Genomic DNA, 12,150 nt, shown 5'->3' with positions numbered 1-12,150 from the left:
GTCCGGGGTAAGGCTGGGCTGCCGCGCGCGCCGGGGGCGCGGGCGGCGGGGCCGCAAAGCGGATATGGTCTTCAAGCGGCCGTCCGCTTGTCAAGCCCGGCGGGCGGGGCATTGCGGCCATAGAGGCGGCGCGCCGTCGCGGCCAGCACGGCCGACATGGCGCGCACCTGCGCTTCCAGCGCGGGCGCGGCGCGGCACAGTAGGCCGATGTCGCGATGAAACGTGTGGGGGCCCAGGCCGACCGCTCGCACGCCCGTGGGCCACGAGCGCAGCGCCGCGGTCTGCGGCACCAGCGCCACGCCCAGGCCCTGGCCTACCAGGGCCACCAGGGTTTCCAGGTCGTCCACCTCGCAGAGTTCGCGCGGCGCGAAATGCAGGTCGCGCAGAAAGCGGTCCACCTGCCTGCCGCCGAAGGAACTGCGGTCGTAGCGGATGAACGGGCGCTGCGCGAGCAGCTCGCGCCAGTCCCCGTCCGGCATGGCGCGGGGCGCGATGAGACGGAAGGGCTCGCGCGCCAGCGTGGTCCAGCGCAGATCGGAGTGCAGGGAAAAGGGCGGCCGGATGATGGCCGCCATGTCGATGTCGCCCGCGTCAACCTGGTTGACCAGGTCCATGGAAAGCCCGGGCACGATGCGGCTGCGGCAGGCGGGGTGCTCCCGGTGAAAGCGCGCCAGCGCCCGCGGCATCAGCATGCGTTGCACCGAGGTAATGGCCCCGACGCTGAGCAGCGCGGGCGCGGCCGGGTCCGCCGGGGCGCGCCCCAGATTGCCGTAGCGCTGCAGCAGGTCCTGGGCCTGGGCCAGCACCTGTCGCCCCTTGGCGTTCAGGTGGGCCGACCGGCCCGCGCGGTCGAAGAGAGCGAAGCCGAGTTCGGCCTCCAGCCGCTGCATCTGGGCGCTCACGGCGGCCTGCGTCAGCCCCACGGCTTGGCCCGCGGCCGCGAACGTGCCCTCGCGCGCCACCGCCACCAATGTCCTGAGCTCGCGGATCATTCATCGATTCCATTTGTGTATTTAATAAATATATATTGATTTTATTTTTCCTGGCTCCTGCCTACGATGCGGTTTCGCACATCGCAAACACGAGGAGCCGAGCCATGGCGCTCTTGGGGAATCTTCTGAAGGCCGTCAAGCCGTCGCCCACCCTGGCCATCACGCGGCAGGCCGCCGAGATGCGGCGGGCGGGCGTGGACGTGATCGGGCTGTCGCAAGGCGAACCCGACTTTCCCACCCCCGACCATATCTGCGCCGCGGCCAAGGCGGCCATGGACCAGGGCCAGACCCGCTACACCGACGTGGACGGCACGCCGGAACTCAAGGCCGCCATTGCGCGCAAGTTCGCGCGCGAGAACGGGCTGGTCTACGACACGGCGGAGATCAGCGTGGGCACCGGCGGCAAGCAGGTCATCTACAACGCCTTGCTGGCCACGCTGGACGCAGGCGACGAGGTGATCATTCCGGCGCCGTACTGGGTGTCGTACCCCGACATGGCGCGCCTGGCCGGAGGCACGCCGGTGGAGGTGGCCTGCCCCGAGGCAGACGGCTTCAAGCTCACGGCGCGCCGCCTGCGCGACGCCATCACGCCGCGCACCAAGTGGCTGATCCTGAACTCGCCCTCCAATCCCACCGGCGCCGGCTATTCGGCCGACGAACTGCGCGAACTCGGCGCCGAACTGCTGGCGCATCCGCACGTGCATGTGCTGACGGACGACATGTACGAGCACCTGTGCTACGACGGCTGGAAATTCTCCACGATCGCCGCCGAGGTGCCCGCCCTGCGCGAGCGCACGCTTACCGTCAACGGCGTGTCCAAAGCCTATTCGATGACGGGCTGGCGCATCGGCTACGCGGGCGGCCCGCGGGAACTGATCCGCGCCATGGCCACCCTGCAGTCGCAGAGCACCAGCAATCCGTGCTCCATTGCGCAGGCGGCCGCCGTGGCCGCGCTGGACGGTCCGCTGGAATTCCTGGGGCCGCGCAACGATACCTTCCGCGCCCGGCGCGACCTCTGCCTGGACGCGTTCAACGGCATCGACGGCCTGAGCTGCCGCAAGCCGGAAGGGGCGTTTTATCTGTTCCCGTCCTGCGCCGGGCTGATCGGACGCCGCACGCCCCAGGGCGAGGTGCTGCGCAACGATGCGGACGTGGGCAGATATCTGCTCGCGTCCGCCCGTGTGGCCGTGGTGCCGGGCAGCGCCTTCGGCTGCGAAGGCTATTTCCGGATTTCCTTCGCCACTTCCACCGAGCGGCTGGAGCAGGCCTGCGAGCGCATCCGCGGCGCTTGCGGCCAGCTCGCCTAGGGCTTGCCAACCCGGAAAGCGGCCTCGCACAGGCGCTGGACCGCAAGCGCTTTACACGACCGACCCAAACAGGAGATGACCATGAACACTTCCGGCGATGCCGCCGCTTTCGAGGCGCTTGCGGGCGTCACTACCGCGACCCTGACCACCGTCCTGCTGAAGAAAGGACTGCGCAATGTCTGGATACGGGGCGCGTTTCCCATCCGGCCGGGGCAGCAGCGCGCCGTGGGCCGCGCCTTTACGCTGCGCTTCATTCCCGCCCGCGAAGACCTGGCCACGCCGGAATCGTGGAGCTCGCCCAAGTCCACCCGCGCGGCTATCGAGCAGATGCCGGAAGGCTGCATCGCCGTGGTCGACGCCCAGGGCGTGAAAGATGCGGGCTTCTGGGGCGACATCCTGTGCGCGCGCATGGCCAGGCGCGGCGTGCGGGCGCTGGTGAGCGACGGCGTGGTGCGCGACCTGGCGGGCGTGCTCTCCACCGGCCTGCCGGTCTGGTCCAGCGGCGCCGCCGCGCCGCCGTCGGTGGCGGGCCTCACTTTCGTGGACTGGCAGCAGCCCGTGGGCTGCGGCGGCGTGGCCGTGTTCCCGGACGACGTCATCGTGGCCGACCAGGACGGTGCGGTGGTCATCCCCGCCGCCCTGTTGGGCGAAGTCGTGGCCGCGGCCGTGGAACAGGAGCGCCTGGAAGGCTGGATCATGCGGGAAGTCGAGCGCGGCGCCGCGCTGCCCGGCCTCTATCCGCCCAACGCCGAGAACAAGGCGCGCTACGAGGCGAGCAAGAAGGCGTGACGGCGCGGGACGTCAGGCGAGCCTGTCGCGGGAACGGCTCGCCGCCACCCGGGCCGAGCGCCATCCCTCCCATGTAGCCCGCGCGCCGGTCCGCCGGGCGCCGCGAATCCGTGATCCCGGCCGATTCCCTCCCGGCCGGCTTCTTCTTTCTTTCGCTTCGTCCCGCTTCTTCCGGGTTCTTTCATCAACCGGCCGAAGGACAGTTTCGCCAGGTTTCTTCCCAGCGGCCAGATCCGCCGCGATAGCGCCGGGCCCCCGTCATTCCAGCGCGACAAAACCCTGCACTCGCGCCGCCACGGCATTTCCGCGTGCGGCATGCTTTCGCGTCTTACTTCCAGACGAAACGGAGGCGCTTATCCTGGGCCGGACTTTCTGCGTGGCGTTCGTGGCGGGCGCGGCCGGGGTGCAGGGCCTGGCCGCGCTGCCGGGCACGGGCGCGCAATGCCTGCTCGGCCTGCTGGCCGCGGCCGGCGCCGCCGCGTTGCGGCTCGGCCCGCGCGCCATGGCGCCGCGGCTGGCGGGCGCGCTGGCCCTGGGCCTGGGGGCGGGCGTGCTGAACGCCGCATGGCAGGCCGAGGCGCGGCTGCGCGATGCGCTGGACGAGCGCCACCAGGACCAGGTGCTGCGCCTGCCCGTGCGCCTCGCGGCGCTGGCCGAAACGGACGCCTCGGGCGCGCGGGTGCTGGCCGAGCCGCTGGAGCCGCGCCCCGCGGGCGTGCCCTCGCGCATCCGCGTCACTTGGCGCCAGCCCGAGGGCGGCCCGCCGCTGCCGGAACTCGTGCCCGGGCAGATGTGGCGCATGACGCTGGTGCTGCGCCGCCCGCATGGGCTGATGAACCCGCACGCGCCCGATGCCGAGGGGCGGCTGTTCGCGGCCGGCGTGCGCGCGCTGGGCACGGTGCGCGGCCAGCCCCGGCCGCTGGGTTTCGATCCCTGGGCCTCGCCCCTGATCGCGGTGCAATGGGCGCGCCACCGCATCCGGGCCGGCATGCGCGAAGCGCTGGGCGCGCACCGCTACGCGCCCGTGCTGATCGCGCTGGCCATCGGCGACCAGGCCGGCGTGGCGCGCGAAGACTGGCGCATCTTCAACCGCAGCGGCATCACGCACCTGGTGTCCATCAGCGGCATGCACGTTACTTCCATTGCGGGCATGGCCGGGCTGCTGACCGCAGCTATCTGGCGGCGGCTGCGATGGCGCGGCACGGGGGCGGCGGAGTTCGTGCCGTCGCGGCTGGCCGGCGGCGCGGCGGCCGCGCTGGCGGCCTGGGCATACTGCCTGCTGGCCGGCTGGGGCGTGCCGGCGCGGCGCACCTTCTTCATGCTGTCGGCCGTGCTGGCGGCCGCCATGGCGCGTCTGCCCCTGACCGCGGGCAGGACGCTGCTCGCCGCGGCGGCGTTCGTGACGGCGCTGGATCCCTGGTCGCCGCTCGCGCCGGGCTTCTGGCTATCGTTCGGCGCCGTGGCGGTGTTGCTGCGCGTGGCCGATACGTCAGCCGCGCCGGGCGCGGGCCGGCTGCGCAGATGGGCCGCCGGCCTGCGGCAGGCCGCGGCCATGCAGCTCGCCATCACTCTGGGGCTCACGCCGATGCTGGCGTTCCTCGTGCACCAGGTATCCCTGGGTTCGCCGCTGGCCAATGCCGTGGCCATTCCGGCAGTGGGCTTCGTGGTGACGCCGCTGGCGCTGTTGTGCGCGGCGCTGTCCGCGACGCCCGGCGCGCAGGCGGCCGCGGCATGGGCCGGGCGGGCCGGGCTGGCCGCGTTCGACTGGACCATGGCGCCGGTGGCCTGGGTGGGCACGGCGGACTGGGCCAGCGTGCCGGTGGCCGCGGCGCCCTGGCCCTGGCTGGCGCTGGCGGGCGCAGGCGCGGCGTGGGCCTTGCAGGCGCGCGGCTGGCCGCTGCGGCCGCTGGGCTGGCTGTGCATGCTGCCCATGCTGTGCTGGCGGCCGGAACGGCCCGAGCCGGGGTATTGGCGCATGACCGCGCTGGACGTAGGGCAGGGCAGCGCCATCCTGGTGCAGACCGCCCGCACCGACCTGCTCTTCGACGCCGGGCCACGCCACTATGGCGGGGCCGACGCCGGCGAGCGCGTGGTGGCGCCTTTCCTGCTGGCGCGCGGCGTGCGCCGGCTCGACACGATGATTGTCTCCCACGCCGACATGGACCACGTGGGCGGCACACGCGCGGTCCTGGCCGAAGTGGAGGCAGCCGCGGTCCTGGCCTCATTCGACCTCGCGCGCTTTCTGCGGCGGGACGCGGCGCGCTGGCCGCGCGAGCGCGAGCCGGCGCTGCCTCCGCTTCAGGCCCGCTGCCGGCGCGGCGACCGCTGGGAAGCCGACGGCGTGGCGTTTTCCGTGCTGCACCCGGACGAGGCGCGCGCCCGCGCGGGGCGGGGGCGCAATGCGGACAGCTGCGTGCTGCACGTGCAGGGCGAGGCGCATTCGCTGTTGCTGACGGGCGACGTCGGCATGCGCGAAGAGCGGGCGCTGGCGGCGGAGCTTCCGGCCTCGGACGTGGTATTGGCCGGCCACCACGGCTCGGCCACCTCGTCCAGCCGCGAACTGGTCGCCGCGGCAAAGGCCGCCCACGTCATCGCGCAGTCAGGCCACCTGAACCGCTACGGCCATCCGGCGCCCGCCATCAAGCGGCGCTGGGAAGCCGCGGGCGCCAGATTCTGGCACACCGACCGCGACGGCGCGGTGGTGGCCGAATCCCGCCGCAACGGGCTGGCGGTATGGTCGCAGCGCGAGCGCGGGGGGCGTTATTGGCATGGGCGCTGATCCTGCCCGCGCCGTCTCGCGGATCAGCCGGCCCCGCCGTCGATCAGCTCGTCGAAGAGCGACGGCCCGCCCATCTGGCCGCCCTTGAGCATGAGTTCCAGCCCGTCGGTGAGCGGGTCGTCGCCGCGGGCGGTGCTGACGGCCACGCCGGGCGCGAGCACGGCCCGGAACGCCAGCCCCCACAGGCGCAGCGCGAGCATGGCCTGGCTGGACGTGTCGCCGCCGGCCACGCCGACGCGCGTGAGCCGCAGGCCGGCGCGGGCGCTGGCCTGCAGGGTGTTGCGCAGCAGGGCGGCGGTGGCCCGGGCGGTGGCCGCGGTCGCGCCGGCCGCGGGGCGTTCCGCCGGCGGCAGGGTGTAAGCCAGCACGTGGCGCCCCGCGGCCAGGGCCTGCGCGGCTGCGTCTGCCTGCGCGGCCGCATAGGCCCGGTCGCCGGCCAGCCGCCGGGCATCGAGCGGCTGGCGCTCGTAGAGCCGGCAGGCGGCGATCTGTTGCGCGGTCACCGGCGAAAGGCTGCCTGCCACGACCAGCACCGGGCCGCGGGCGGGAGGCAGCGCAGGCGGCATTGCAGAGGACGACGCCGGGGCGCGGCCGGCGCCGGCGCGCGCCAATGCCTGCTGCACGCTGCTCGGGCCGACCGCGAGGAGGGGGGCCGCTTCGGCCGCGCGCCACAGCAGGCGGCCCAGCAGCGGCAGTTGCTCTTCGTCGACCAGGTCCAGCAGCACCGGCCCTTGCATTTCGGCCAGCACCCGGCCGATCCACGCGTCGGCGGCGGCCAGGTCGTGTGCGGCGCGCAGGCGCGGATAGGCCGTATGCGGCAAGGACCGCACACCGTCCAGTCCCTGGGCCGCCAGGTGGCGCCGCAGATCGGCTTCGCGCATGGGCGTAACCGGGTGCGCGCTCATGACGGGATGGCGGTCGAGGCGGTGGATCTCGGGATCGGACCCCGCGCGGGCGAAAAGCTGGGCGAAGCTGCAATAGCGGCCGATGCCGGGCTGGCCGCCCACGATGGGGATGAGGGGGTTGGGCGTGTGCCGGCGCAGTTCGCGCACGGCCGCGCCAATGCTGCCCACCCCGGGCGCGCTGTCGAAGGTGGAACAGCACTTGTAGTGCACGATGCGCACACCGATGCCTGCGAAGAACCGGCCCACCGGCTGCAGCGCGCGGGTCATGTCGGCGGGCGCCATGCCGCGCGCCGCGCCGGCGATGCCGATGGCGTCCAGCGGTCCGGACCGCCGCAACCGGGCGCGCGTGGGAACGTCGAGGAACAGCAGGCTGCGCAGGCCGGCGCGCGCGATCTCGGCAAGCGTGTCGGTGGCGCCGGTGAAGTCGTCGCCGTACCAGCCGATGCGCGGCGCGGCTGCGCCTTCGTCCTCGCGGCGGTTCGGCGGGTTCATGCGCCTGCGCCGAAATGCGCCAGGGCGCGCCGCAGTTCCGGCGCGTGCCGCGCATGGTCCTGCAGCGTGGAGCCGGCGCGCACGGCGTCCCAGGCCTGGCGGATGCTGAGCACGCCGGCGGCGGGGCCGTCGGGGTGGCCGAGAATGCCGCCGCCGGACATGAAGAGCAGGTCGTCGCTGCGCACCGCGCGCCACGTCGGCGGCACGGTGCCGGCCCACTGGCCCGACGAGAAGGCCGGCATGACGGCGTCGTCGATGCCGGGCGTGAGCGGCGCGAGGCAGTCGCGCGCCGCTTCGACCACTTCGCTGTCTTCCTGGGCGAACTTGCCTTGCAGGCCGTGGACGTGCATGTGGTCCACGCCCGCCAGGCGCCAAAGCGTCTGGTAGGCCTGGAAGCCGATGCCCAGCCAGGGATGGCGCGAGAGCGCGCCGTAGCCGTTGCGGTGGCCATGCAGCGCGAGCGGGGTGGCGCGCCGCAGGGTCTGGATGGCGGAATAGCCGCAGTAGTTCAGGCTCGCCATGACGCAGGTGCCGCCTTCGCGCTCGACCATTTCGGCGTGGCGCAGCATGGCGCCGGTTTCGTCGCTGATGTTGAAGGCCACCATCACCTGCCGCCCGGTGCGCTCGCGGTGCGCGCGCACCACGGCCATGACGGCCGCCACGCGCTGCGCCAGCGGCGCATGGGCGGGGTTGGCGCACACTTCATCGTCCTTGATGAAATCCACGCCCGCGGCGCAAAGCTGGGCCGCGAGGTGCGCCGTCTGCTCCGGCGACAGGCCCACGTTGGGCTTGATGATGGTGCCCACCAGCGGGCCGCCGGCCACGCCGGCCAGCGCGCGCGTGCCGGCGATGCCCGCGCGCGGCATCTCGAATTGCGCGCGGTAGTTGGCGGGCAGTTCCAGCCGTTCCAGCCGCAGGCCCGTGACTTCGCCCAGGTCGTACAGGTTGCCGCTCACCGTGGCCGCCAGGGTGGGCAGGTTGGCTCCCACATTGGCGGCCGGAAAGGCGATGCGCACGCGGGCGCGGCGAAACGGCCCGCCCGCGCCCTGGCGCGTCAGCCAGGCGTTGGGCAGGCTGGGGGCTTCGGCCGGCGGCAGCTCCTCGACGGCTTCGACCTGCGCGCGGGCGCGGGCCCGCAGTTCGTCGGTTTCTCCCTGGACCCGGGTGAACGTGCCGCAGGACTGTTCGCCCGCCATGACGCCGGCAACCCGGGCGGGGTCCAGCGGGGTCTCTACGAGATAGGTGGCGCGCAGCAGGGGAGCGGACATGGCGGGGCGGCGATCCGTGGCGGGCATTACAGGCGGCTCAGGTCGGGGAAGGGGCGCACCGGATCCTGACCGTCCCAGCCTTGCGCGCTTTCCCGGATCAGGTCGAACAGGCGTCCCTTGGGGCCGGCCACTTCGGACAGCTCGATCACCGTGCCGGGGTGGTACTCGGTGTCGAAATAGACGAAGCGCCCTTTCTCGCCCACTTCGCCGCTCATCTTAGGCACGAAGCCCTGGGCCAGCAGGCGCCGCAGGTCCGCATCGTAGCGCTGGGTCCAGTACGCGACATGCTGCAGGCCCGTGTGCCCGGCGCGCAGGAAGTCGCGGTACATGGAGGGCACGTCGTTGCGCGTCTGGATGAGCTCCACCTGCAAGCCGCCGGAGTTGGCCAGCGCCACGGAGTTGTGCGGCTCGTGGCTTTCGCCGTCGTAGCGGTAGTTCACGATGGGCACCCGGGGGTTGTAGTACCAGGGTCCGACGCCCAGCGTCCTGCTCCAGTAGTCCATGGCGGCTTCGATGTCGCGCACCACGTAACCGAGTTGGCGGATCTCGCCCAGGAAACGACTCATGATGGATATTCGCGTAAAGGGAAAAGGGGAGGCGGCTGCCCCGGTTCAGAGAAATCCGATCGAAAACCACGGGAAGGCAGCGACGATCAGCAGGCCCGCCAGCAGCGCGGCGATGTAGCCCCAGATCGGCCGTATGCCTTCGTTGGGATCGACGCGACTGATGGCGCAGGCGCCGTAATAGCCCACGCCGAACGGCGGCGCGAACAGGCCGATGCCCATGGAGAAGATCACCACCATGGCGTAGTGCACTTCGTGCACGCCGGCCTGCCGCGCGATGGGAAAGAGCAGCGGGCCGAACAGCACGATGGCCGGTATGCCCTCGAGCACGCTGCCCAGCACGATGAAGGCCAGCACCGACACGGCCAGGAACCCGCGGGCGCCGCCCGGCATGCCCGCCATCAGCTTGGCGAGATCGCCCGAGAAGCCGGATTGCGTGAGCGCCCAGGCCATGGCGGTGGCGCAGCCCACGATGAGCATGATGGCGCCCGACAGCGAAGCGGTTTCGATCAGCATGGGCCGCAGCCGCGCCCAGTCGAAGCGCCGGTATACCAACAGCCCGACCAGCGCCGAATAGACAATGCCGATGGTGGAGACTTCCGTGGCCGTCGCCACGCCTTCGACGACCGCCGCGCGGATGACGAATGGCAGGGCGACCGCGGGCAGGGCCACGACGAAAAAGCGGCCGATCTCGCGGGCATTGAAGCGCTGCACGCGGCTCAGGTCTTCCTTGCGGTAGCGCCACCGTACCACCGAGCACAGGGCCACGCCGAGCACCACGGCCGGCAGCAGCCCGCCCGTGAACAGCGCTGCGATCGACACGCCGGTGACGGACCCGATAGTGATGAGCACGATGGAAGGCGGGATAGTCTCGGTCTGCGCGCCGGTGGCCGACAACAGCGCCACCAGGTCGCCAGGCTTGGCGCCTCGCTTCTGCATCTCGGGAAACAGCACGGGGGCGATGGCGGCCATATCGGCGATCTTCGAGCCCGAAATGCCGGAAACCAGGTACATGGCGCCGATCAGCACGTAGGACAGCCCGCCGCGCACGTGGCCGAGCAGGCTGGCCAGGAACGCGATCATGGCGCGCGCCATGCCCGTCATCTCGATGAGAGCGCCCAGGAAAATGAACAGCGGCACGGCCAGCAGCATCAGGTGCGACATGCCCTCGTCCAGGCGGCCCACCATGACCAGCATGGGCGTGGAGGTGGCCAGGGCCAGGTACGAGAACGTGGCCAGCGCGAACGAGAAGGCGATGGGCACGCCCGCGAACACCGTGGCCGCCACCACACCCACGAAGAAGATCAGCAGGTTCGCCTTGCCCAGATCCGCGAAAAGGGGCTGCGCCAGCCAGAAGGCCGCCGCCGCCAGGGCGGCTCCGGCCAGCGCCGGCAGCGCGTGGCGCGCGGCGTGCATGCGCAGCAGCCGCAGCGCCGCCACCACGGCCATCAGCGCCAGCCCCGCCGGAATGGCGGCGGCGCGCCAGGCATTGCTGAGCTCCAGCGCGGGTGTGACGATGAACGATTCCTCTTCGGCGTATTGCAGCGCGGGCGCCAGGATCAACGCGAGAAACGCCAGCGAGGCGGCCAGCGCCACGGTTTCCAGCACGGCGCGCGGCGCGGGCCCCAGGCGGTTGACCAGGGCCGTCATGCGCATGTGCTCGCCGCGCCGCAGCGCCACCACCGCGCCCAGCATCGAGAGCCACAGGAACAGGATGGAGGCGAGTTCGTCGGACCACACCAGCGGGCTATGCAGCGCGTAGCGCGCCACCACGCCGGCCAAGAGCACCGCGATCTCGACCAGCACCAGGGCGGCCGCCGCGTGTTCCGTCACGGCGCCCAGCACGGCGTCGATGACGCCGGCCGCGCGCCGCAGCGGGTGCGCGGGCATCGGCGCCAGCGCAGCCGGAGAGGGGCTGAGGGTTTCCATGGCGCGCTCAGGCCAGCTTGCCCACGGACTGCTCCAGCAGGCCCCAGGCCTCGGCGCCAAAACGGTCGCGCCATTCGCTGTAGAAGCCGGCCTTGCGCAGTTGCTGGCGGAAGCTGTCGGCCTCGGGCTTGTTGAAGACCAGGCCCTTGCTTTCGAGGTCGGACTGCACGGAGGCATTGAGCTGCCTGATGTCGTCGCGCTGGGCCAGGCCGGCCTCGTTGATGCCGCGCGCCACCACCGTCTTCAAGTCTTCGGGCAGCCCTTCCCACATGCGGCCGTTGGCGATGAACCAGTAGCCGTCCCAGATGTGGTTGGTGAGCGAGCAGTATTTCTGCACTTCGTACAGCTTGGCCACCTGGATGATGGGAAGCGGGTTTTCCTGCGCGTCCACGACGCGGGTTTGCAACGACGAGTACACCTCGCTGAACTGCAGGCTGGCGGGCGCCGCGCCCAGGCCCTTGAACATCGAGATGGGCAAGGGGCTCACCGGCACGCGGATTTTCAGGCCGTCCATGTCGGCCGCGGTCTTCACCGGCGCCTTGCTGCTGGTGGTCTGGCGAAAGCCGTTGTCCCACATTTTCTCGAAGGCATACAGCCGGCGCTGCGCGATCGCCTTGCGCACGTAGGCGCCCAGCGGGCCGTCCATGGCGCTCCATACCTGGCCGTAGTCCTTGAAGGCGAAGCCCACGGCATTGATGGCGGCCACCGGCACCAGCGTGGCGATGACCAGGGCCGAGGGCGTGAAGAAGTCGATGCCGCCCGAGCGCACCTGGGCCAGCATGTCCGTGTCGCCGCCGAGCTGGTTGTTGGGGAAGATCTTGATGTCCACCCGGCCGTTGCTTTCCTTGCGGATGCGGTCGGCCGCCTCCTGGGCCCGGATATTCAGAGGGTGGGTCAGCGGGAGGTTGTTGCCGTACTTCAGCGTGAAACCGGCGGCGCGCGCGAGCAGGGGAAAGGCGCCGCCCAGGGCGAAAGCGGCGGGCGCGGCGCATAGCCGGCGCAGCGCGCTGCGGCGAGTCAGCTTCATGGTTGTCTCCAGTGTGGTTATGATGCTTTTTGATGTGCCACAATCTGCGCTTCCCGTGCGGCATGTATGGACTCTAGAGAGCGGGCCTCGACGCGTCAA

The 12,150-nt window shown here is 71.6% G+C and carries 9 protein-coding genes; 3 read left to right on the top strand and 6 right to left on the bottom strand.

Translation table 11 applies throughout. The features are described 5' to 3' along the window. Positions 1 to 71: 71 nt before the first annotated feature. Positions 72 to 992 (bottom strand): LysR family transcriptional regulator, encoded by a 921-nt coding sequence (locus NGJ44_RS18495; RefSeq protein ID WP_251864954.1) that lies wholly within the window; start codon positions 990 to 992, stop codon positions 72 to 74. 104 nt (positions 993 to 1,096) lie between these two features. On the opposite strand from NGJ44_RS18495, the gene NGJ44_RS18490 reads away from it, so the two are divergent. The 3 genes from NGJ44_RS18490 (at position 1,097) to NGJ44_RS18480 (ending at position 5,867) form a co-directional block, all read left to right on the top strand. After that, on the top strand, positions 1,097 to 2,299 hold the full coding sequence (locus NGJ44_RS18490; RefSeq protein ID WP_251864953.1) for a pyridoxal phosphate-dependent aminotransferase: 1,203 nt from the start codon (positions 1,097 to 1,099) through the stop codon (positions 2,297 to 2,299). 81 nt (positions 2,300 to 2,380) lie between these two features. Beyond that, a complete protein-coding gene (locus NGJ44_RS18485; protein WP_251864951.1) occupies positions 2,381 to 3,088 on the top strand; it encodes a ribonuclease activity regulator RraA in 708 nt (235 codons plus the stop codon). Positions 3,089 to 3,464: 376 nt separating this feature from the next. Next, on the top strand, positions 3,465 to 5,867 hold the full coding sequence (locus NGJ44_RS18480) for a DNA internalization-related competence protein ComEC/Rec2 (protein WP_251864949.1): 2,403 nt from the start codon (positions 3,465 to 3,467) through the stop codon (positions 5,865 to 5,867). 23 nt (positions 5,868 to 5,890) lie between these two features. On the opposite strand, the gene NGJ44_RS18475 is transcribed toward NGJ44_RS18480, so the two are convergent. From NGJ44_RS18475 to NGJ44_RS18455, 5 genes are read right to left on the bottom strand one after another with little or no spacing between them, the layout of a single operon-like run. Beyond that, positions 5,891 to 7,264, bottom strand: coding sequence for a four-carbon acid sugar kinase family protein (locus NGJ44_RS18475; protein WP_251864947.1), 1,374 nt, complete (start codon positions 7,262 to 7,264; stop codon positions 5,891 to 5,893). Continuing rightward, on the bottom strand, positions 7,261 to 8,532 hold the full coding sequence (locus NGJ44_RS18470; RefSeq protein WP_251864945.1) for a ribulose-bisphosphate carboxylase large subunit family protein: 1,272 nt from the start codon (positions 8,530 to 8,532) through the stop codon (positions 7,261 to 7,263). The genes NGJ44_RS18475 and NGJ44_RS18470 overlap by 4 nt, the downstream gene beginning before the upstream one ends. Before the next feature lie 26 nt (positions 8,533 to 8,558). Beyond that, positions 8,559 to 9,098 (bottom strand): VOC family protein, encoded by a 540-nt coding sequence (locus NGJ44_RS18465; protein ID WP_053245779.1) that lies wholly within the window; start codon positions 9,096 to 9,098, stop codon positions 8,559 to 8,561. A 45-nt stretch (positions 9,099 to 9,143) separates the two neighbouring features. Further along, complete coding sequence (locus NGJ44_RS18460) at positions 9,144 to 11,024, bottom strand: TRAP transporter large permease (protein WP_251864944.1); 1,881 nt, start codon at positions 11,022 to 11,024, stop codon at positions 9,144 to 9,146. Between the two features lie 7 nt (positions 11,025 to 11,031). Then, a complete protein-coding gene (locus NGJ44_RS18455) occupies positions 11,032 to 12,051 on the bottom strand; it encodes a TRAP transporter substrate-binding protein (protein WP_053245781.1) in 1,020 nt (339 codons plus the stop codon). Positions 12,052 to 12,150 lie beyond the last annotated feature (99 nt).

The organism is Achromobacter sp. Marseille-Q4962 (assembly GCF_943737005.1).
GTDB lineage: Bacteria > Pseudomonadota > Gammaproteobacteria > Burkholderiales > Burkholderiaceae_B > Achromobacter.
This window is presented reverse-complemented; position numbering and strand designations above follow the sequence as displayed.

What these genes read in the sequence shown, in the direction of transcription:
- NGJ44_RS18460 (WP_251864944.1), bottom strand. Translation starts at nt 11,024, where the DNA reads ATGGAAACCCTCAGCCCCTCTCCGGCTGCGCTGGCGCCGATGCCCGCG.
- NGJ44_RS18470 (WP_251864945.1), bottom strand. Translation starts at nt 8,532, where the DNA reads ATGTCCGCTCCCCTGCTGCGCGCCACCTATCTCGTAGAGACCCCGCTG.
- NGJ44_RS18475 (WP_251864947.1), bottom strand. Translation starts at nt 7,264, where the DNA reads ATGAACCCGCCGAACCGCCGCGAGGACGAAGGCGCAGCCGCGCCGCGC.
- NGJ44_RS18490 (WP_251864953.1), top strand. Translation starts at nt 1,097, where the DNA reads ATGGCGCTCTTGGGGAATCTTCTGAAGGCCGTCAAGCCGTCGCCCACC.
- NGJ44_RS18455 (WP_053245781.1), bottom strand. Translation starts at nt 12,051, where the DNA reads ATGAAGCTGACTCGCCGCAGCGCGCTGCGCCGGCTATGCGCCGCGCCC.
- NGJ44_RS18485 (WP_251864951.1), top strand. Translation starts at nt 2,381, where the DNA reads ATGAACACTTCCGGCGATGCCGCCGCTTTCGAGGCGCTTGCGGGCGTC.
- NGJ44_RS18495 (WP_251864954.1), bottom strand. Translation starts at nt 992, where the DNA reads ATGATCCGCGAGCTCAGGACATTGGTGGCGGTGGCGCGCGAGGGCACG.
- NGJ44_RS18465 (WP_053245779.1), bottom strand. Translation starts at nt 9,098, where the DNA reads ATGAGTCGTTTCCTGGGCGAGATCCGCCAACTCGGTTACGTGGTGCGC.